Genomic DNA, 18,860 nt, shown 5'->3' on the forward strand with positions numbered 1-18,860 from the left:
CAACCGGCCGCGATCAACCCTTTTGCGAGCGGGTTACTCGGCGTCCTTGGCAGCGGCTTCCTTCTTGGCCTTGGCCTCGGCGAGCTGAGCCTCGAGCTGGGCGACCTCGTCGTCCTCCTCGACGACTTCGGCGTCCTCGGTGGTGGACTCCTCGCCAGACATGCCCTCACGGATGTTCTTGACGGTCTTGCCCAGGGACTTGCCGAGTTTAGGCAGGTTCTTGGGACCGAAGATCAGCAGGGCGACGATCAGGATGACAACCCACTCAAAACCTTTAGGGAACATACATTTCCTCCCAGAAACTTTCCGTTTGGCGTGAACGGCGAAACACCGTGCGCGTTACAGCTCGAATGAGTATAACCCGCCGCCATGGCTCTGCACAACATCCGCCTATTTTACACGGGCGATCGAGGCCCTTCGTAAGGACTCGGTAAACGGCTTCTAGACAATCTATGGGGCCTTGCACGCTTCTTGCCATATGCCAGCATTCGCAGAGCCCCTTACGCAACAGGGCCGCCCGAAGGCGACCCTGTAAAAATCGATGGTCGGGTTGACTGGATTTGAACCAGCGACCCCCGCGTCCCGAACGCGGTGCTCTACCAAGCTGAGCCACAACCCGAAGCTTCGCTATAGTATCAAAGCCTCGGATGAAAATCTAGCCCACGGCGATAATTGGTCCAGTTTTTTCCATCTTCGCAGCTTGCGCCCACCAACCATGCTCCTTCATGGCCGCGATGCCAATCTTTTCGGCCGCCATCTGCGTGTTGCACACGGCAAAGACGGTCGCGCCGGAACCGCAGACATCGACCGCGCGGACGTCGGGTTGCTCGCGCATCCAGTCCACGATCTCGCCGATCTGGGGGCACAGTTCGCGCGCGATCGGTGCAAGGTTGTTCGAGACATGCTCGAAGATGGCCTGTTCGTCGTGGGACCGCATCGCCTCGAGCATGGGCTCGAGCGGGCTGGCCGCAACGGGGGCCTCGTCGAATCGGCGGTATGCCTCGACCGTGGACACGCCACCCGTCATGGGTTTGACCAGAGCCACAGGAGTGCCGGTGAGCGGGCGGAACAACTCGCTCATGCGATCTCCGCGTCCATCCAGGTGGGCGGGTGGCCCGTAGAGGAAGAACGGCACATCGGCGCCGATGGAACGAGCCACGGCATCGATGCGTTCATCACGCGGGTCAACACCCCAATAGCGGCAGATACCCATGATAGTCGCAGCGGCGTCGGTGGACGGACCACCGAGTCCTGCGCGGATGGGAATATGCTTGTCAATGAGGATGGCGAAGTTCGGTTCGCGATCGAACGCCTTGCCCATCGCGACGGCGGCCTTGTAGGCGGTGTTGCTCTCCTGCGGAAAATCGGCCTCGGGCACCGTCTTGACCATGAGGCGATCGGACGGCGCGATGGCCAAGGTGTCCGTGAGGTCGAGCGTCGTCATGACCGTATCGACACGGTGGTAGCCGTCTTCGCCAGTGCCCTCATGAACCCCCAAGTACAGATTGATCTTGGCGGGCGCGGTGATAAGCATGAACCGGCCCTGCGGGGCTATGGTGCCCTGCGCACGAGCGGTTGCGCGATACGGGTCGAACGCCGGGTTGGGCACAGTGCCCGTCATTTGACCGGTCGCCGACATCTAGTGCTCCTCGAGCTGCGTGCCAAGCGGGGTGAAGATGTGCTCGCCGCTCTCGGGGTCGAACAGCTCGACCGTACCCGTGAGCACGTCGACGTACTGATACGACTGGCGGGACTTGCGACCACGACGCTCGTCGACCTCGATGATGAACACGGCAGGGTGCACGCCCTTGATGACGCCCATGCGCTCGATAACGCGGGTTCGGCCCATGTTGGCCTTAACCTTCACACGGTCGCCGACCATTCCAGCAAGCGCATCCTGAATCTCCGCGACGTGGTTAACTTCCAGCTCTTCCATGCTATAGCCTCCGTTGGGGCGCAAAAGTACAGATTGCACCCAAAATATACAAACGCTGGAAGTATAGCAGGGAGACGGCGTGTCCCTCAAGGTCACGCCGGCCATGGGCACAACATTGCCTATGGCACGGGGGAGATTGCCTATGACGTTCGTCCCTTTGGACTTGCGAAAAGGATGTTTTCCATAGGCAATCTCCCGGTGGGCATAGGCAATCCCGGCAATCGGTGTGCCGGGGTGGGTGTCGATTCGTCTTGCGAGTTACAGCTCGTCGGTGTCGAGGACGATGGTGAAGGGGCCGTCGTTGACGAGTTCCACCTGCATGTTGGCTCCAAAGCGGCCTGTCGCGACGTGCGGCACATCGGCTCGGGCGAGACTGACGAAGTACTCGTAGAGCTCCGTTGCTTGCGCCGGGGGCGCGGCCTCGGTGAAGGACGGGCGGCGGCCCTTTTTGCAGTTGGCGAACAGCGTGAACTGCGACACGACGAGAACCTCGCCCGCTACATCGTCGAGGGCGAGGTTGGTCTTGCCTTCCGCGTCATCGTTGATGCGCAGGGCAAAGATCTTGCCCCAGAGCTTCTCGGCAGTCTCACGCGTGTCGGCATGACCAACGCCGAGCAAGATGAGGTACCCGCGGCGTATGGACCCCACGAGCTCGCCGCCAATGCTCACACGGGCATGAGACACGCGCTGGACGACGGCGCGCACGTCAGCGGCCCTCCGCCGCGGCGTCGCCCGCCGAGCCGACGAGCTGGCGCGAGAGGTCCTGCAACGCGTGGAACCTATGGCTGATGGCGTTCTTCTCCTCTGGCATGAGCTCGGCCATGGTCTTGCCGGGCGTGTCGTCCGGCAGGAACAGCGGGTCGTAGCCGAAGCCGTGGTCACCGCGGCCCTCATGGCCGATAGTACCCTCGCAGGCTCCCGTGCCGGTGAGGACGGCACCCGAGGGCTCGATGAGGGCGATGACGCTCATGAACCGTGCGGTGCGCTCCACATCCGGCGTATCACCGAGATTCCTCAGGAGCTTGGCATTGTTCGCGGCATCGTCACCGTGAACGCCGGCATAGCGGGCGGAATAGACGCCAGGTTCTCCGTCGAGCGCATCGACCACGAGGCCGGAGTCGTCGGCGATAGCGGCGAGCCCCGTCGCCGCGACGGCGGCCTCGGCCTTGATGATGGCGTTCTCCACGAAGGTCGTCCCGTTCTCCTCCGGGTCCTCGAAGTCCCCGAGTTGTCCCAGGGCGACGAAGCGGACCTCGGGCAGGACCGCGCCCAGAATCGCCTCGATCTCCGTGAGCTTGTGGGCGTTGCCCGTCGCCACCACGATGGTGCGCTCGGAGTCGAGGGTATCGATGTCGATCTTATCCAGCGCCATGTGCGCCTCCTGTCCTCTCATGTGCTCTGTCGATTTACGTGCGCCCGGACGGGCGTCTGATGGGTCGAGTGGGAACCTGGGCGCCCCGCATTCCTCAGTCGCGGAAGGCCGTCACGTCGTTCTGCAGGTCGATGAGCTCCCGTATGCCGAGCTCCCCGAGGTCGATCAGCCGGTTGAGGCGCGCGCGGTCGAAAGGCGTCTGCTCTCCGGTGCCCTGGATCTCGATGATCTGACCGGAATCCGTGGCGACGAGGTTCATGTCGATCTCGGCATGGCTGTCCTCGGAATAATCGAGGTCGAGCAGCTCGCAGCCGTCCACGAGGCCCATGGAAACGGCGGCGACCTGGCCGGTGAGGGGTAGACGGGAGATCTTCCCCGCCTCCACCCAGGCCATGAGCGCGTCGTGGAGCGCGACCCAGGCGCCGGTGACGCTGGCCGTGCGCGTACCGCCATCGGCCTGAATAACGTCGCAGTCCACGGTGACGGTGCACTCCCCGAGGGCCTTCATGTTCACCACGGTGCGCAGGCTGCGGCCGATCAGGCGCTCGATCTCCATGGAGCGGCCCTTGCGGCTATTCGTCTCGCGACGAGTACGACGATTGGTGGACGCGGGAAGCATGGCGTACTCCGCAGTGACCCAACCCTGGCGGCTCGCCTTGCGCCAGCCGGGCACGCCCTCCTCGATCGTGGCGGCGCATAGCACCTTCGTATCGCCGAATTCAACCAGGCAGGAGCCCAGTGCGTTCTTCATGACGTCGCGGGTGAGATTGACGGGGCGCATCTCGTTTGCTGCGCGGCCGTATGAGCGGTCGATGAGCATGCGGTCCATGGATTTCGTTCCTTTCGATCTGAGCGCGCATGGCGCGACACGTACCTGTGAGTCGTATATGGGTTGGGGTCTCACCAAACGCGGGCAGCCGACTTCAGGCTGACGGGCGAACGGCACTCAACGTTCGCGGCCCGCCTCGGTCTTGCCCACGGGGCGGTCCCCGCAGCGGTCCCTACAGCCCGCGAAGCTCGTCGAGTGCGATATGCTCGATGCTCCTGAGCGGTTGACCGAAGATGAAGCTGCCGGCCGCGGCAAACTCGGCAATGTTGTCGGACGTGGTGGCAAAGCGATGCTCGGGACGGACGGGCTCCGGCGCCAGCTGGTCGCGGCGACGCAAGATGTCCTCGAGCTCACGCGTGGTCTCCTCCGCAGAGGACACAACGCGCACGCCCGGGCCGAGCGCATGACGAATGGGTCCTGCAAGCAGCGGGAAATGCGTGCAGCCCAAGACCACGGTATCCACCTTGGCCCCGCCATCGACAATCGGCGCCAACGTGCGCTCCACTTCCACGCGGTTCTCCGGCGTGTCGAAGATGTCGCCGTCTTGGAGCCAGCGCTCCTGCAGGTGGGCCCCGGTGGCAAGCTCACGCTCGACCATCTCGACGAAGCTGGGAGCGGGGCAGCCATACACGTCGACGCCCGCGTCCAAGTCCTGAATGGCGCGCGTATAGGCACCGGTACGCACGGTGAGCGGCGTGGCGAGCACGCCGACCTTGCGGGTGCGGGTCGAATTGATGGCGGCGCGCGCTCCGGGCGCGATCACGCCGATCACGGGTACGGGCAGGATCTGCTGTGCGATGCGCAGACCCGCCGCCGTCGCGGTGTTGCAGGCGATCACCATGATCTTGATGTCGCGCTCGGCCAGCCAGCGCCCCGCCTGGAGGACGAACGAGCGGACCTCCTCCTCGGAACGCACGCCATACGGGCAGCGCTTGGTGTCACCCACGTAATAGATCGATTCATGCGGCAGCGCCTCGGCGATGCAACGTGCCACCGTGAGCCCACCCAAACCGGAATCGAATACACCGATCGGTCGTTCGCTATCGAGCATCAAACGCTCTCCCCTCTTGCCGTGCCCACCGTGCGGAGCGGCACCGTGTGATATTTCGCCTGCGCGATACGGGGCAATCCCGCGTGGTCTTTCTACGCCTTAGCCGCCAGCAGGGCGTTCGCCATCGCGATCCAACCCTCGACGACTTTGCCGCGCGTGATGTAGACGTTGTCGTTCTCCTCGATGAGCGCGGGCGCAGCCGGGTCCTTGAGCGCATTTTCCACGCACACGAAGGTCCCCACGTAGGGGGCGGCGAGGAAGTCGGACTCGGAATCGCCGATGGCGAGGGTCTCGGAGCGGTCGATGCCGCACAGCTCGCAAAAGCGCTCGATGCCGCGGCCCTTGTTGAGGCCGGCGGGCATGATGTTGAAGGCGCGACCGGGACCGTCCTCGCCGAGGTCGAGGGTGGTGGGCTTGGACACGTGGGTGAGATAGCCGTTGTTGCCCCACACGAGACCGAGCCCGGCGACGTCGATCATCGCCTGTGCCTGATCGTCCGGCACCTCGCCGCGCATGCCGACGGTGACCTCGCGGTACTTGATGCCGTTGGCCATGTCGTTGTGGTACTCGATGCGCCCCGGCCAGCGATCGATGATGCCCTGGCACACGCCTGCCCGCTCGATGACCTGATGCGGTGTGAGGCCGCAATCGGGGTCGTAGGGCATGTCGCCGGTAAAGTACTCCCACCGGTTCGCCTTCAAGTCGAGCATGAGCAGGCCGCCCATCTCGCCGATGTAAGAGTTGAAACCGAGGATGCGGGAGTCCTCGTGCATCATCACGCGGGCACGGCCGGAACACGGGATGATCTCGATACCGGCGCGCTTGAGGGCGACGATGGCCTCGACGAGTGTGGTTGACGGGTTGCCGTCGTTGTCCGAGAGGGCGCAGGAGCCAGGCGCCAGCATAGTGGCGTCGAGGTCGGTGAAGACGTATTTCACGCGGGCGAGCTTGTCGTGCAGCCCACCCGTGGGTTCGCACGGCAGGACGGGATAGTTCGAGAGGTCGAAGTCGCTCATGGCAGCCTTTCTCGCGATGCAGGTTCGTCCTCACCATCATAAACAAAAATGCGAGGGCACTCTCTGCCCCCGCGTTCAAAAACATGGGTGGGCGATGAGGGATTCGCCGGGCGGCTGGCGCCGCCCTCCTCCCGCCGCGGCGCTCGCGCGCCTTGCGGGCTGCGCTGGAAAACGGCTCGCGCCGTTTCCTCAGCTCCGCACCCCGAACGGGGTTCGAATCCGCGCAATTCAAACAAAAACGCGGGGGCGCCGTGACCCCCGCGTTGACGTTCTATGGTGGGCGATGAGGGATTCGAACCCCCAGCCTTGTGCGTGTAAAGCACCTGCGCTAACCGTTGCGCCAATCGCCCGTGGGTGAACAGTATAGCGGCAACTAGGCCAAAACGCGAGTGAGAGCGGAAATGAGCCGGTCGATATCCGCAGTACCGCAGATGAGCGGGGGTAGGAACCGCAGCGTATGCGGGCCCGTAGCGTTGATCACGAAGCCCTCCGCGAGCATCGCCGCCACCACATCATGGGCATCTCCCACATCCTCGGCGATATCGCAGCCCACCATGAGGCCGATGCCACGCACCTCGCGAACCGCATCCAAGCTGCCAAGACGCTCCGCAAAATAGGCTCCCACCTCGGCGGCGCGGTCGTCATATGCGCCGAGCGTGAGTTCGCAAAGCACGGCTGCCGCCGCCGCAACTGCCAAGCAGCTCCCGCCGAACGTCGACCCGTGGTCGCCGGGACGGAACACGTCGGCAATCTCCTTCTTGGCCACACACGCCCCCGCCGGAACGCCGCCGGCGATACCCTTTGCCAGGCTCATGATGTCGGGCTCTACCCCGAGAACCTGGAACGCAAACGGTTTGCCGGAGCGGAAGATGCCCGTCTGGACCTCATCGGCAATGAGCAGCGCTCCATGCTCATGCGCCACGTCGCGCGCTGCCTCCATGAACTCGCGCGTGAGCGGATGCACGCCGCTCTCCCCCTGGATGGGTTCGAGCATGACGGCGCAGATCTCATCGCCCAGGGCATCGAAGATGGCCCTCAGCTCATCAACGTCGTTCGGCGTGCACGCCGCAAAGCCGCCCGGCAACGGCCGGAAGCTATCCTGCAGCCAATCTTGCATGGTCGCCGCGATGGTCTCGAGCGTGCGCCCGTGAAAACCGCCGCGCAGGCACACGATCGTGTTACCGCCGTTGCCGACACGCTTGGCGTACAGGCGAGCGAGCTTCATCGAACCCTCATTTGCCTCCGCACCCGAGTTCGCAAAGAATGTCTTCCACACCTGCTCGCCCTCCGCCGGGGCAGACGCGGCGCGCACCGCCTCCTCATCACCTGCATCCATGGCATGAGCCAATGCCCGCGCACCCTCCACATCGCCGTTGGCAAGCTTGGAGATGAGCGCCGCCACCTCGCCTCGATGCTCGATATAGAAGTAGTTCGACACGTGCGCCAGCCGATCCGCCTGCTCCCCCACGGCACGCGAAACCGCCGGGTGCCCATGACCCAGGCAGCACACGCCGATTCCCGCGAGAAAATCAAGGTACTCGCGTCCCGCGTCGTCGACGAGCGTCATGCCGTGACCGCCGACGAACTCTACCTCCGACCTGCCGAAGGTGTGCATTACATATGAAGACTCGAGCGTCTGTTGAGCCGCAAGCGACATACGCCTCCCCTTTCTCGTTTAGCTGTTCTCGGTCAAGCGCGCGGAAAACGCGTCAAGCGGTGCTGGCGAAGACGGCGCGCAGGCCTCGGCGTCATACGCCGACGGATCGGGATGGCGGTCGTATTCGTAGGCATTGCGGGACGCGTGAATCACCGTGCCGATGCCCGCGTCGGTGAGCAGCTCCAGCAGCAGCGAATGCGGCATGGTCCCGTTGATGATGTGGGCGCGCAGCACGCCGCCGGCGAGGGCGGCGATGCAGCTCTCGAGCTTGGGGATCATGCCCGCGTCGATCGCACCGTCCTTCAACATGGCGCGCGTCTCGTCGACCGTGAGGTTCGATATGAGGGAGGACTTATCGGAAAAGTCCTCGTACAGGCCGTCGACGTCCGTGAGGAAGATCACCTTGTGGGCGCCAAGCGCAGCGGCTATGTGCCCTGCGGCGACATCGGCGTTGATGTTGTAAAAGCCGCCGTCCTCGCCAACGCCCACGGTCGCGACGACGGGAATGTAGTCGTTCTCGACCAGGTTGTTAAGGTAGCCGCCGTTGATGCGGACAATGCGCCCCACACGGCCCAACTCGGGCGCGAGCTGCTCGGCCACAATCGTTCCCGCATCGGAGCCCGACACGCCCACGGCAAGATTGCCGTGCTGGTTGACCGCCGACACGAGCTGTCCGTTTACCTTTCCCACGAGCACCTCGCGCACGAGCTCCATCGCCTCATTGCTCGTAACGCGCTGGCCGCCGCGGAACTCCACGGGGATCTCGTGCCGCTTGAGCGCGGCGTTGATATCCTTACCACCGCCGTGGACGATGACCGGCTTCATCCCCATGATCTTGAGCAGCACGATGTCGCTCATCACATCGGCACGCAGGCGCTCGTCCACCATCGCGGCGCCGCCGTACTTGATGACGACCGTCTTGCCCGTCAGGTTCTTCATCCAAGGCAGCGCCTCGAAGAGCAGCTGCGCGGTCTCCTCGCTTGAAAGCGAGGTCCTGCTGTCGCGTGCGTATTTCATGACTTGCTCCTAGGAACGGTAATCGGCGTTGATGGACACGTATTCGTGCGTGAGGTCGCAGGTCCACACCGTCGTGGAGCACGTGCCCGCGCCCAGGTTGGCCTCGATGACGATCTCGGGCTCCTCGAATCGTCGCAGGGCCTCGGCCTCATCGAAGGGCACGGTGAGGCCGGCACGACACACGGGCATCCCCATGATGTCGATGTCGACCCGGCTCTGATCGAACGGCACCCCGCATTTGCCAAGGGCCGCCGCAATGCGCCCCCAGTTGCAATCGTGACCGGCGATCGCAGTCTTGACCAGCGGCGAATTGGCAACGGAACGGGCGGCGGTATCGGCATCGGCTTTGGTAGCGGCACCGTGAACGTTCACGGTCACGAGCTTCGAGGCACCCTCGCCGTCCGCGGCGATTGCACGGGCAAGGTTCTCGCACACGGCATGGACCGCTTGGCACAGCTCGGCGTAGGCCGGCGTCCCCTGCTCGATGAGCGCAACGCCCGGTGCCGCGTCACCCGAGGCGAATATCACACACGTGTCGTTGGTGGAGCTGTCCGAATCGACGGTCACCTTGTTGAATGTCACACGCACCTGCGAGAGCAAGATCTCGTGCAGGGCGGCGGGCTGAACGGGGGCGTCGGTGGTGATGACGGCGATCATGGTCGCCATGTTCGGCATGATCATGCCCGAGCCCTTGCACATACCGCCCACAGTGAACGCGCAGCCCTCAAAACCCGGCGCCGTGCTCTCGTACGCAACCGCGTACTCCTTGGCATGCGTATCAGTCGTCATGATCGCGCGGGCCGCATCATGGGCGCCCTCGCGCGAAAGCGCCGCCGCCGCTTGCGGGACCCCTTGCTCGAAGGGCTCGATATCGAGGGGGACACCGATGACCCCCGTCGAGGCGACAAGCACCTCACCTGCCTTGCAACCTAGGGCATCCGCGACGACGCCACAGGTCTCCCGTGCGATGGCGAGACCGGGCTCCCCCGTCGCAGCGTTGGCGTTACCGGAGTTGATGACCACAGCGCGCATCGTGCCATATCCGTGCTCGATTCCGCCGAGCTGCTCGCGGCTCACCTGCACGGGGGCTGCGCAGAACCGGTTGGTGGTAAAGACGCCGGCTGCGGCAACGGGGCGGTCGGCGACCACGAGCGCGAGGTCGGCGCGGCCCGGGTTCTTTCGAAAACCGGCATGGACGCCGGCGGCGGTGAAGCCCTGCGCACTCGTCACGCCGCCCCGAGCGATGGGGCGCAACGATACGGCGGAAGATGTCGAGGTCGTGTTGAAGGTCGTGTTCATAATGCATCCCTTAGGACTCGTTTTGGCTAGACTGGCATGGCGACAAGCGGCAAACCTCGTCGCTCCTCGAGCCCAAAGACGATATTGGCGCACTGCACAGCTTGACCGGCAGCCCCCTTGCACAAGTTGTCGATGGCTCCCGTTGCCACCAGCACTCCCGTGCGCGGGTCCACGGCGAGGCCGATCTGGCACCGGCACGTGCCCGCCACTGAGGCAGTTCGCGGCATGGCGCCCGCATCGAGCACGGTGACAAGGGGCGCATCCTCGTAAAACGAGCGGTACGCCTCGACGGCCTCCTCAACATCCATAGCTGCCGCCTCCTGCGTGAGCCTCAGCGTCACGGTGGACAGCAGTCCGCGTTTGAGCGGCGCGAGGTGCGGCGTGAACACCACACGGTCTTTCGCCTGCAAGATCTGCTCGATCTCCGGCGTGTGACGGTGTTTGCACACACCATATGCCTCGACATTTTCATCGGCCGAACAATAATGCGTGCGGGCGTTGCAGCCCTTTCCCGCGCCCGTCACGCCAGAGACGGCATCCACCACCACAATCGTATCCTCGCGGCACCAGCCCATGCGCAACGCCGGAGCAGCCGCCAGCGACGTGGCCGTGGGATAGCACCCCGCGCATGCCACCAGGGCTGGCTCCCCCGTCTCCAAACTGGCACGGGCATCGGCGAGATCTTTGGCGAACAGCTCCGGAAGCCCGAATGCGCGCCCTGCGAGCAGTTCGGGCGAGGCGTGCGGGACCCCATACCATTCCTCGTAGACCTCCGCGCTCGCCAGCCGGTAATCCGCGGACAAGTCGAACACCGAGACGCCGTGCGCCAAGAGGCTGGGCGCCATCCCCATGGCTGCGGTATGCGGGACGGCAAGGAACACCGCATCGAGGGCCATCAGCGCGGGATCGTCATGGCTGGTGAACACGAGGTCCGTCTCTCCCGTAAACGCGGGGTAGATGTCCGCGAGCCGCACACCGGCATCGGCGTTGGACGTTATCGCCTTGAGCTCGTAATCCGGGTGTGCGAGGAGCAAGCGGACGAGCTCCGCCCCGGCGTACCCCGCTGCGCCAACGACTCCTACCTGATACGCCATGTGTTCCGCCCTTCTGCCATGTATACGCTGCGATGCAGCTCCGCCCGCCGGACCCGGGGCCGTGCGTCGCTCCCGGGGCCGTTGCCGAGCCCTGGTCCGCTGCCGCTTCCGGGACCGTTGTCCGACCCGAGGCCGTTCGTCGCTTCCATATGCATTGCCCATCAAAACATTTGCAATATTGCGAAAGTTTGACAGTAAATATTATCATTTCTGATTGATTCATTCACTTTTATACATTCGTAACAAAGCCGACACGCGCGCTTCGAAACGCGAGCTCCGAAACGAGGGTCCCGATTTCAAACCGTTGGTAAATCACATTACCAAGCCTCAAAATGTGAAAAATCATGGGTTTGAAATCGTCCCCGCTGTTTCAATTCGCCATATCAGCGCGATGTCCCGCCGCGCGCAGCACCTTGTCGTGACGCCCGGTCGACGTAATCCCGTCGAGGAACGCCCGCCGTCGTCAACAGGTTCTCGAAGTACTCGACGTTGTAGACCTCCTCCATGGAGAACCGAATCACCGTTGCATTGGCCATGTTGATATGCGCCTCCCGACGGCGCTCCTTCGCCATGGCATGAATCACCGCATCGATATCGCCGGCATTCGCCGCTCTCGCCCGGTACTTCTCCAGCCCGTCCAGCTCGCCGATGATCCAGTGGCCGTTGCTCAAGCACCAGCCAAAGTCACCGTACTTCGGGTTGTCCGGTTCCATGGGGTCGATTATTTCCACCTGCAATTCAGGCGGCTGGAAACCGAGCTCGATCATCGCGGCGCGCGCGATGGACTCTCCTCCGTTCTCACTTCTCCCATCCGCCCACAACAGCGTCTCGCGTGCCTGGCGAACACCCCGTTTACGGAAGCCATCCTCCGCCAGCCACTGACTCGGCTCTTCCTCACTTGTCATCCCCCAATGCAATGCGGAGTCGACAATCGCCAGACCCTCTTTAAACGGCGCCGCGCAGAGGCAATCGATAAGAGTCCTCCGAAGGGACGTCACCTGCACTCCCATGACCTTGACGACGTCGCCATCGCGTAGCGCCCACGTGTGGCGCGCGATTGGACTTGCAGGGCTGTTTGGGAGCGCCGACACCACGTGCGCCTTGTCGAGTAGCCGGTTCGGAACCTGCAATCCGTGCACCATCGCAGCGGAATACAGGCAGAATATCCATTCCGGGTGCGTTTTGCCCAAAGTGCGGACGAGCTTGTAGGAACGCACGCGCGGCGGGGCAGACCCATACGCCGCGGTCCGTGCGAAGATGCCTCGACAGGGGCAGGTCACTTCGCCTGCCGCGCGAAGCCGATGCAGCAAGGCCTCTTCTGCGTGGCACTCCGGCATCAGCCACAGTCCCTGCCGGTCACACCGGTCGAACTTATCCAAAACTCGCTGTTTTGCGTCCCCCATATGTCGTCCCGTCATCCGCACACCTCGGAACCTCTACGGTATCAATGAGACGACGGAATGAGTCTTGCACGTGGTTGGGGATTATCTGACACCCAGCTCAGTGCCACAGCCGATGTATTTTTATCCATGGGCGGTGGCAATTCATCGGCCAACGGTCGGGTCAAAGGTCGAAATCGCATCATCAGAGCTCGACTTGCGTCACATTGAAAGTTCTTTCGACCGTCTGTACCCCCAATATGGCCGTACGACCTATTCGGAGCTTGACAAATCGATCAAACCCTCCTTGGCCGCCCGCTCGTCCTGCTGGATTGTGAGGAAACACGAGTTTGAAATGAGCACGTTCATTTCAAACCCGTGATAAATCACATTACCAAGGCCGTTTATGTGAGAAATCATTGGTTTGAAATAATGCACTCGTTTCAAACCCACGTTTCTTCACATCGTCGAGTGAAGGAGGCCGGGGCCGGCCAACAGCGGCATCGGCCGGGACGCAGGCGCGGAAACCGGGCGATCGTAAGAACAAGCATCAAAAAAACCGCCCTGGGACAGTTCAAAACTGCCCAGGGCGGCTCATGTGTGCGATGACATCGCACGTGCACGCCGCGAATCACGCAGCGCGCACGCCAAGGGAGACTAGAACGTGACCGGGGTATCCGTGTAGACGCACTCAAGCAGCTGCTCCATCTCCTCCTGCGTCGGGATACGCGGGTTGGAACCGGTGCAGGCATCGAGGATGGCGTTGGCGGCAACCTCGGACTTCTTGGCCTCGAACTCATCGTAGTCGATGATAGACTCGTCGGCCTTCACGCCGTACTGGCCGTAGTTCTTGATACCCTGCGGGATGTCGAGAGCGTCGTTGAGGTCGCGGATCTTCTGGACAAGGGCCTCCACGAGCTCGTCCTCGGTCTCACCCTCGAGATGCAGGATGTCCTTGGCGATGAAGGCGTAGCGGCTCTTGGCGCGCTCGTCCTTCGCGTTGAACTGGATGACCTTGCCGAGGTACATGGCGTTGGCGCAACCGTGGATGATGTGGTCGCCGGAGAATGCGGCGCCGGTCTTGTGGGCCATGGAGTGGACGATGCCGAGCAGGCCGGAGGAGAAGGCGATGCCGGCGATGCACTGGGCGTCGTGCATGTGGGCGCGGGCCTCATGGTCGCCCTGGTAGGACTTGGGCAGCCACTCGACGATCTCGCGGATGGCGTGCAGCGCGTTGCCGTCGGTGTACATGGAGCCGGCGGTCGAGACATAGGCCTCGATGGCATGGGTCAGCGCGTCCATACCGGTGTGGGCGCAGAGCTTGGCCGGCATGGTGTAGGTGAGCTCGGGGTCGACGATGGCGACGTCGGGCGTGATGTTGAAGTCGGCCAGCGGATACTTGATGCCCTTCTCGTAGTCGGTGATGACGGAGAACGCGGTGACCTCGGTCGCGGTGCCGGAGGTGGAGGCGATGGCGCAGAACTTGGCCTTGGTGCGGAGCTCGGGGAAGGAGAAGGGCACGACGGCCTGCTCGAAGGTCTCCTCGGGATACTCGTAGAACAGCCACATGGCCTTGGCGGCGTCGATCGGGGAACCGCCGCCGATGCCGATAATCCAGTCGGGCTGGAAGGCCTCCATGGCCTTGGCGCCCTTCATGACCGTCTCGACGGACGGGTCGGACTCGACGCCCTCGAAGATCTCGACCTCGAAACCGGCCTCCTTAAGGTCCGCCTCGACGTCCTGCAAAAAGCCGCCACGGCGCATGGAGCCGCCGCCAGTCACGATCATGGCTTTGGAGCCCTTGAGGTTCTTGACCTCGTGGCGAGCACCCTCACCAAAATACAGGTCGCGAGGATTGGTGAAACGTCCCATTACTTACCTCCCATTTCGCGGAATCAACCGCGTTTGCGCGGGGCACCGTTAGCCCCACATGGACTATGCCCGCAGATCGACCGGTTTCACCGCTCGGGCCCAAACAGGTGCCCGAGGGGGCGCCCCCCGCGGATTCCCGAGTGCCTAACGAGAGCGTGGTAAATCGTTCAATCACAGACGCTCACATCATATCGCGTGCGCCCATCCGACTAGGTTCGAAATCTGTTAGGCTTCTTGCATACTTCGCCCTCTTAGCAGCAGGTCGCGAAAGGGAACGTGTATGAAAACGCGCATCAAAACGGGGGATATCCTCCTTTTTACTGGTCTTTTGCTGGCAGCCGTCATAGGTGGAATCTGGTGGTTGGCAAACTCCGCAAACGCTGGCGATTTTTCGGCGAGCGGCGAGCTCGTGGTTACCCAGACCAAAGAGGGCTTCCGCCGCACCGACCCGCTCTCCACGGAGACGACATATGTGGTCGAAACGCCCGGGACGGGAACGGGGCCCGATGCGCACGAAGGCCTCAACACCATTCGCATCGCGAACGGCACCGTAAAGGTCGAGAGCGCCAACTGCAACAACCAGGTCTGTGTCGAGCATGACCCCATTGCGGGCGTTGGAGAAGAAATCGTATGCCTTCCCCACGGACTCGTCGTCGAAATCGTTCAAGACGAGTCACAGGCGACCGTCCTTCATTGACGCGTCAACGTCCTGCAAGCCAATGGCGTGAGCCCAAAGGGACGCACGCCATGGGCAAGAAGAAAACGGCTACACTAGTTCGATAACGAATAAGAGCCGTACGTGCGGATATATACCTCGGGCCCCGGAGCCACGTCCCGCGACCATCACGAACGACCAGGCCCACGCCACCAGTCAACCGGAAAGGAGAGACCCATGGCATTCGACCCCATCCAGGAGGACTGCCTTCGCCTCATCCTCGCCAATATGGAACGCGAAGGCGTTCAGCTCCTCCAAGACCCCTTGTACATCGATCGTGCCTCCGAGGCGTTCCAAAACGACCCCTCGTCGCTCATCCACACCGATCGTGAGCGCTCGTTTCACTTGGTATCCAAGGCAACGGAGGTCGTCGACTACCGTGCGCCGTTCGCACCGACCGAACAGGACGCCGAGGCGCAGTTCGACATTGCGGAGAACTACCTGCGCGAGGCGACCGAGCTCGACCCGCGCAATTGGGATGCCCAGCGCATGCTCGCCACCCTGCAATCGGAATCGGACGACGAACTCATCTCCTATCTGCTCGACCATCGCGCAGATGTCGAACGCGACGTCGAGCACCTCCTCGAGGACGCATCGAACCCCTACGAAGAGGAGTTCGCGCGCGATTTGGGGCAGCGGCCCCTCCAACGCTGGATTGCCATGCTCGCCTCGCGGCTGTTCATCGCCGGGCAGTACCGCATGGCCCTCATGTGCGCCGAGGAGGGCCTGAGAGCCTACCCACTCGACATGGCGGGCATTCGCCACACCGGCATGCTCGCGCTCGCCAAGCTCGAGGTGGCGCCCGAGGAACTCAAACGCTACCGTTCGCGCCATGCAGCCGCCTATCAACTTGCGGGCAAGAGCGCCTCGCGCCGCACACAACCCGGCGGCCACGCACCGGACGCGTGGAGCCTTATCGCGCAGATGAGCCTGGCATACCGCTCCTTCGACATGGCAGGGGCCACGACGGCGTTGCGAACGCTCATGCGCGTGTACCCTCGCAGTGCCCAATCCCTCTACTTCCAGGCAGAATTCCCCGACGGCGTGTTCTCGCGCGTGAATGTGCAACCCGGCAGCGAGGATGAGCTGGTGCTGGCCCTCTCGGAGGCGACGCCGCTCCTGCAAGAAGGGATGGGCACGCCCGATTCGGCGAGCTTTGCGTTGTGGATCGCCGAACACGACCTGGTGCAGCGTTCCCTCGACGCACGCGACCCGCTCCCCCACACCGAGACGCGCGGCAACGCACCCGGAGGCGAGAACTGATGAATCCACGTGCATACGTTCCCGCGTACCTTGAACATCGCTACGCCCTCGCCCATCCCGAGCTCACGAACGCGGCGCGCGAACTCGTTCACGAACAGATCGAGCGCGATCCCGATCGCTATGCAACCGATGACGGCGCGCGGGCCCTCGTGTCGTACATGCGCGTGCAGGAGGAGCTCCTCGACGGGTTGCTCCGCATGGAGGACCTGCCCGACGGAGATTTCGAACGCGACCGCAGCGCGCTCTTCGAGCGTGCCCGCACCCAGCTCGCGGCGATCATGCGAACGGACCCCCACTGCGTCGACGCGAGGCTCGTCGCCATACAGCTCGCCGAGGTGCCCCTCGATGCCTGCCTGGGCGATATGCTCCAGCTCGAACGTGAAACTCGGGAGAGACTCGTGATGTCCCGTCCGGGATTCGACCCCGATATCGAGGGGCTATGGCGTGAAAGCGCACTCGCGGCAAGCGAGGATGCCGGGGAGCTCACCGCACGCGACCCCGAGGTCATCGGCTGGCTTCACACCGTTGAGGCGCTCGCCCAAGGATGCATCTTCACAGCCCGCTACCGCGCCGCCGCCTCGTACGCCCGCACGGTGATGCGCGCGCACGGCTACCCCAACCTCGCCGTGGGCACGCTCTTCCTCGCACTCGCGCGTCTGGAGGACGAAGACGGGTTCTTCGCGGCTGCGCGCGATGCGGGTGAGGGCGCCGAGGACCTGCCGTGGTTCCTCTTGGGACGCACCATCTTGCTCTACAAGCTCGGACAGCGTCGCAGCGCGCGCCGTGCGCTCCGTGATTTCGCGGCGCGCTGCGACGGCGGGGCGTTCTTCCTCATCAACCCGACCTACCACGACCCGTACCTGCCCGTGCGGCCCGCGGCCCTCGAGGCATGGGACTTGTCGCACCAAGCCGTGTGGGAGGCCGACGGCATCATCGCCGACACGCCCGATTTCGCCGCATGGGCGGAGGGCGTCGAGGGAATCCGAGAGCGTGCCGAGGAGTTCGCGTTACGGCATGGGTTCTAGCCCCCATGCGCGCCGGGCACCGGGCCATCCGTGATACGCTTATCGGGTTGCCAATCGATTCCGGAGGAACCGCCCGTGCAGGATTTTTCGCTCAAGCACCGCGTCACCGTGCACTACACCGGCTCATTTGAGGACGGCGAGGTCTTCGATACCACCGAGGGCCGCACGCCGCTCACATATGTCGAGGGAAACCACGAGGTCGTCCCAGGCTTCGAGGTCGCGGTGCTCGGCATGGAGCCCGGCGAGAAGAAGACCGTGACCCTTGCGCCCAGGGACGCCTACGGTGAGCACGACCCGCGCCTTCTGTACGTCATGCCCACGATCGAGATTCCAAACTATGAGGAACTGGTACCCGGGCAACTCATCTACCTCATGAACGGCGAGGGCTACCAGCAACTCGCACGCGTGATGCGCGTGGCCGACGACGGCGACACGCTGTTTGACTTCAACCATCCCATGGCCGGGCACACCCTCACCTTCGAACTCTCGCTCGTGAGCCGTGAGCCCTATACCGATGAGGAGGCGTAGACCATGGTGACGTCCCATCCCATCCGGCGCGGCGTGGCGTGCCCGGGTTGCCCCCACCGCGCGGCATACGTGGCATGTAGGGAGGCACTTGGGCGTGGACGCGCCCGCGTTATCTGCGGCGACGCAGGCTGCGCCGCCGTTGGCTCCATGCACCCGGCCGCCTGCACGTGCGTAGGCGGCGAAGAGGCGCTGCTCGACCGCTACAAGGTGCCTGTGCCCCAGGGCGGTACACCGCAGGAACCCTCCTGCGAGGCGTGCATCCACTTCGTGCCCGACGCCGCGCTCGCCCGTGATGACGAATCAGCCGAACTCGCGGGGCTTTCCGCAGAGGGACGGGTCACCATCCTTGCCGTGCTCGCATCCAGCCGCGCATTCCTCACGCGTGAGGCCATCGAAGGACTGGCGGAACGTGCCCTCGCCCTGGGTTGCGGCGACGCCGTGATCGTGGATCCGTTCGACAGCCAACGCGCCGCGGGCGTTCTCTGCGGTGCCTTGGCGCGCCCCGGCGTCCACGCCGTGGTGTTCGCCTCGCCCTGCGCCCAAATCCAGCGCGGCGAATACGAGGCGGAGCCCGCCGAGATCGATGCATACGCCTGCATGAGCTGCCACCGCTGCCAGCAAATCACCGGCTGCCCGGCGATTAGCTTTGAGCCGCCCGTGTTCCGCATCGACGCAGATGCCTGCGCCGGATGCGATCTGTGCGTCGAGTGCTGCCGCACACACGTCATCTACTCCCCGCGCAGCCGCATGACACCCGAGGAGCGCAGCCGCGCCCGATACGCAGCTGCCAGCCAGTAAGCCCGTCGT

The 18,860-nt window shown here is 63.7% G+C and carries 19 protein-coding genes and 2 tRNA genes; 5 read left to right on the forward strand and 16 right to left on the reverse strand.

Features of this window, described 5'->3' with window-relative positions; translation table 11 throughout:
* Positions 1 to 33 precede the first annotated feature (33 nt).
* The 16 genes from DWV48_RS08180 to DWV48_RS08255 all read right to left on the reverse strand — a co-directional run bounded on the left by DWV48_RS08180 (position 34) and on the right by DWV48_RS08255 (position 14,522).
* A complete protein-coding gene (locus DWV48_RS08180; protein ID WP_118654320.1) occupies positions 34 to 285 on the reverse strand; it encodes a twin-arginine translocase TatA/TatE family subunit in 252 nt (83 codons plus the stop codon).
* Between the two features lie 257 nt (positions 286 to 542).
* Positions 543 to 619: transfer RNA gene (locus DWV48_RS08185), tRNA-Pro, on the reverse strand.
* Positions 620 to 655: 36 nt separating this feature from the next.
* A complete protein-coding gene (ispE, locus tag DWV48_RS08190) occupies positions 656 to 1,639 on the reverse strand; it encodes a 4-(cytidine 5'-diphospho)-2-C-methyl-D-erythritol kinase (protein ID WP_199588938.1) in 984 nt (327 codons plus the stop codon).
* Positions 1,640 to 1,936, reverse strand: a complete 297-nt coding sequence (locus tag DWV48_RS08195; protein WP_118654321.1) for a Veg family protein — start codon at positions 1,934 to 1,936, stop codon at positions 1,640 to 1,642.
* A gap of 258 nt (positions 1,937 to 2,194) precedes the next feature.
* Positions 2,195 to 2,641 carry a D-aminoacyl-tRNA deacylase gene (dtd, locus tag DWV48_RS08200; RefSeq protein ID WP_118654322.1) on the reverse strand — a complete coding sequence of 149 codons (447 nt, stop codon included), beginning with the start codon at positions 2,639 to 2,641 and terminating at the stop codon, positions 2,195 to 2,197.
* Between the two features lies 1 nt (position 2,642).
* Positions 2,643 to 3,308 carry an RdgB/HAM1 family non-canonical purine NTP pyrophosphatase gene (gene rdgB / locus DWV48_RS08205; protein WP_118654323.1) on the reverse strand — a complete coding sequence of 222 codons (666 nt, stop codon included), beginning with the start codon at positions 3,306 to 3,308 and terminating at the stop codon, positions 2,643 to 2,645.
* Positions 3,309 to 3,402: 94 nt separating this feature from the next.
* Positions 3,403 to 4,137 carry a ribonuclease PH gene (rph, locus tag DWV48_RS08210; RefSeq protein ID WP_118654324.1) on the reverse strand — a complete coding sequence of 245 codons (735 nt, stop codon included), beginning with the start codon at positions 4,135 to 4,137 and terminating at the stop codon, positions 3,403 to 3,405.
* 172 nt (positions 4,138 to 4,309) lie between these two features.
* On the reverse strand, positions 4,310 to 5,188 hold the full coding sequence (gene murI / locus DWV48_RS08215; RefSeq protein ID WP_118654325.1) for a glutamate racemase: 879 nt from the start codon (positions 5,186 to 5,188) through the stop codon (positions 4,310 to 4,312).
* Between the two features lie 92 nt (positions 5,189 to 5,280).
* The gene (locus DWV48_RS08220; protein WP_118654326.1) at positions 5,281 to 6,204 is read right to left on the reverse strand and encodes an HAD family hydrolase; all 924 of its coding nucleotides are present in this window, start codon (positions 6,202 to 6,204) and stop codon (positions 5,281 to 5,283) included.
* A 274-nt stretch (positions 6,205 to 6,478) separates the two neighbouring features.
* Positions 6,479 to 6,554, reverse strand: a tRNA-Val gene (locus DWV48_RS08225).
* 23 nt (positions 6,555 to 6,577) lie between these two features.
* Entirely contained in the window at positions 6,578 to 7,861 is a 1,284-nt protein-coding gene (locus DWV48_RS08230; protein ID WP_118654327.1) for an aminotransferase class III-fold pyridoxal phosphate-dependent enzyme, read from the reverse strand.
* Positions 7,862 to 7,879: 18 nt separating this feature from the next.
* Positions 7,880 to 8,878, reverse strand: coding sequence for an acetylglutamate kinase (gene argB / locus DWV48_RS08235; protein WP_118654328.1), 999 nt, complete (start codon positions 8,876 to 8,878; stop codon positions 7,880 to 7,882).
* Between the two features lie 9 nt (positions 8,879 to 8,887).
* Positions 8,888 to 10,177 carry a bifunctional glutamate N-acetyltransferase/amino-acid acetyltransferase ArgJ gene (argJ, locus tag DWV48_RS08240; RefSeq protein ID WP_118654329.1) on the reverse strand — a complete coding sequence of 430 codons (1,290 nt, stop codon included), beginning with the start codon at positions 10,175 to 10,177 and terminating at the stop codon, positions 8,888 to 8,890.
* A 26-nt stretch (positions 10,178 to 10,203) separates the two neighbouring features.
* Positions 10,204 to 11,271, reverse strand: a complete 1,068-nt coding sequence (argC, locus tag DWV48_RS08245) for an N-acetyl-gamma-glutamyl-phosphate reductase (protein ID WP_118654330.1) — start codon at positions 11,269 to 11,271, stop codon at positions 10,204 to 10,206.
* A gap of 383 nt (positions 11,272 to 11,654) precedes the next feature.
* Complete coding sequence (locus tag DWV48_RS08250) at positions 11,655 to 12,650, reverse strand: hypothetical protein (RefSeq protein WP_233546242.1); 996 nt, start codon at positions 12,648 to 12,650, stop codon at positions 11,655 to 11,657.
* Positions 12,651 to 13,307: 657 nt separating this feature from the next.
* Positions 13,308 to 14,522: an iron-containing alcohol dehydrogenase gene (locus DWV48_RS08255; RefSeq protein WP_118654332.1), complete on the reverse strand. Its 1,215-nt coding sequence runs from the start codon at positions 14,520 to 14,522 to the stop codon at positions 13,308 to 13,310.
* Positions 14,523 to 14,802: 280 nt separating this feature from the next.
* Between DWV48_RS08255 and DWV48_RS08260 the strand changes: the two genes are divergently transcribed.
* The 5 genes from DWV48_RS08260 to DWV48_RS08280 all read left to right on the forward strand — a co-directional run bounded on the left by DWV48_RS08260 (position 14,803) and on the right by DWV48_RS08280 (position 18,851).
* Positions 14,803 to 15,219: a NusG domain II-containing protein gene (locus DWV48_RS08260; protein WP_118654333.1), complete on the forward strand. Its 417-nt coding sequence runs from the start codon at positions 14,803 to 14,805 to the stop codon at positions 15,217 to 15,219.
* Positions 15,220 to 15,414: 195 nt separating this feature from the next.
* A complete protein-coding gene (locus DWV48_RS08265) occupies positions 15,415 to 16,500 on the forward strand; it encodes a hypothetical protein (protein ID WP_118654334.1) in 1,086 nt (361 codons plus the stop codon).
* A complete protein-coding gene (locus DWV48_RS08270) occupies positions 16,500 to 17,525 on the forward strand; it encodes a hypothetical protein (RefSeq protein WP_118654335.1) in 1,026 nt (341 codons plus the stop codon). Before DWV48_RS08265 ends, DWV48_RS08270 begins: the two co-directional genes overlap by 1 nt.
* A gap of 75 nt (positions 17,526 to 17,600) precedes the next feature.
* The gene (locus tag DWV48_RS08275; protein WP_118654336.1) at positions 17,601 to 18,053 is read left to right on the forward strand and encodes a peptidylprolyl isomerase; all 453 of its coding nucleotides are present in this window, start codon (positions 17,601 to 17,603) and stop codon (positions 18,051 to 18,053) included.
* A 3-nt stretch (positions 18,054 to 18,056) separates the two neighbouring features.
* Positions 18,057 to 18,851, forward strand: a complete 795-nt coding sequence (locus tag DWV48_RS08280; protein ID WP_199588939.1) for a hypothetical protein — start codon at positions 18,057 to 18,059, stop codon at positions 18,849 to 18,851.
* Positions 18,852 to 18,860: the final 9 nt, after the last annotated feature.

The sequence above is a fragment of the Collinsella sp. AF08-23 genome (assembly GCF_003479805.1).
Classification (GTDB): Bacteria; Actinomycetota; Coriobacteriia; order Coriobacteriales; family Coriobacteriaceae; genus Collinsella.

Excerpts from the sequence above, each read along its gene's own strand:
- DWV48_RS08195 (WP_118654321.1), bottom strand. The coding sequence starts at position 1,936 with ATGGAAGAGCTGGAAGTTAACCACGTCGCGGAGATTCAGGATGCGCTT.
- DWV48_RS08260 (WP_118654333.1), top strand. The coding sequence starts at position 14,803 with ATGAAAACGCGCATCAAAACGGGGGATATCCTCCTTTTTACTGGTCTT.
- DWV48_RS08180 (WP_118654320.1), bottom strand. The coding sequence starts at position 285 with ATGTTCCCTAAAGGTTTTGAGTGGGTTGTCATCCTGATCGTCGCCCTG.
- argJ (WP_118654329.1), bottom strand. The coding sequence starts at position 10,177 with ATGAACACGACCTTCAACACGACCTCGACATCTTCCGCCGTATCGTTG.
- rdgB (WP_118654323.1), bottom strand. The coding sequence starts at position 3,308 with ATGGCGCTGGATAAGATCGACATCGATACCCTCGACTCCGAGCGCACC.
- DWV48_RS08280 (WP_199588939.1), top strand. The coding sequence starts at position 18,057 with ATGGTGACGTCCCATCCCATCCGGCGCGGCGTGGCGTGCCCGGGTTGC.
- DWV48_RS08230 (WP_118654327.1), bottom strand. The coding sequence starts at position 7,861 with ATGTCGCTTGCGGCTCAACAGACGCTCGAGTCTTCATATGTAATGCAC.
- murI (WP_118654325.1), bottom strand. The coding sequence starts at position 5,188 with ATGCTCGATAGCGAACGACCGATCGGTGTATTCGATTCCGGTTTGGGT.
- DWV48_RS08265 (WP_118654334.1), top strand. The coding sequence starts at position 15,415 with ATGGCATTCGACCCCATCCAGGAGGACTGCCTTCGCCTCATCCTCGCC.
- argC (WP_118654330.1), bottom strand. The coding sequence starts at position 11,271 with ATGGCGTATCAGGTAGGAGTCGTTGGCGCAGCGGGGTACGCCGGGGCG.
- argB (WP_118654328.1), bottom strand. The coding sequence starts at position 8,878 with ATGAAATACGCACGCGACAGCAGGACCTCGCTTTCAAGCGAGGAGACC.
- DWV48_RS08220 (WP_118654326.1), bottom strand. The coding sequence starts at position 6,204 with ATGAGCGACTTCGACCTCTCGAACTATCCCGTCCTGCCGTGCGAACCC.
- ispE (WP_199588938.1), bottom strand. The coding sequence starts at position 1,639 with ATGTCGGCGACCGGTCAAATGACGGGCACTGTGCCCAACCCGGCGTTC.
- DWV48_RS08270 (WP_118654335.1), top strand. The coding sequence starts at position 16,500 with ATGAATCCACGTGCATACGTTCCCGCGTACCTTGAACATCGCTACGCC.
- rph (WP_118654324.1), bottom strand. The coding sequence starts at position 4,137 with ATGGACCGCATGCTCATCGACCGCTCATACGGCCGCGCAGCAAACGAG.
- DWV48_RS08255 (WP_118654332.1), bottom strand. The coding sequence starts at position 14,522 with ATGGGACGTTTCACCAATCCTCGCGACCTGTATTTTGGTGAGGGTGCT.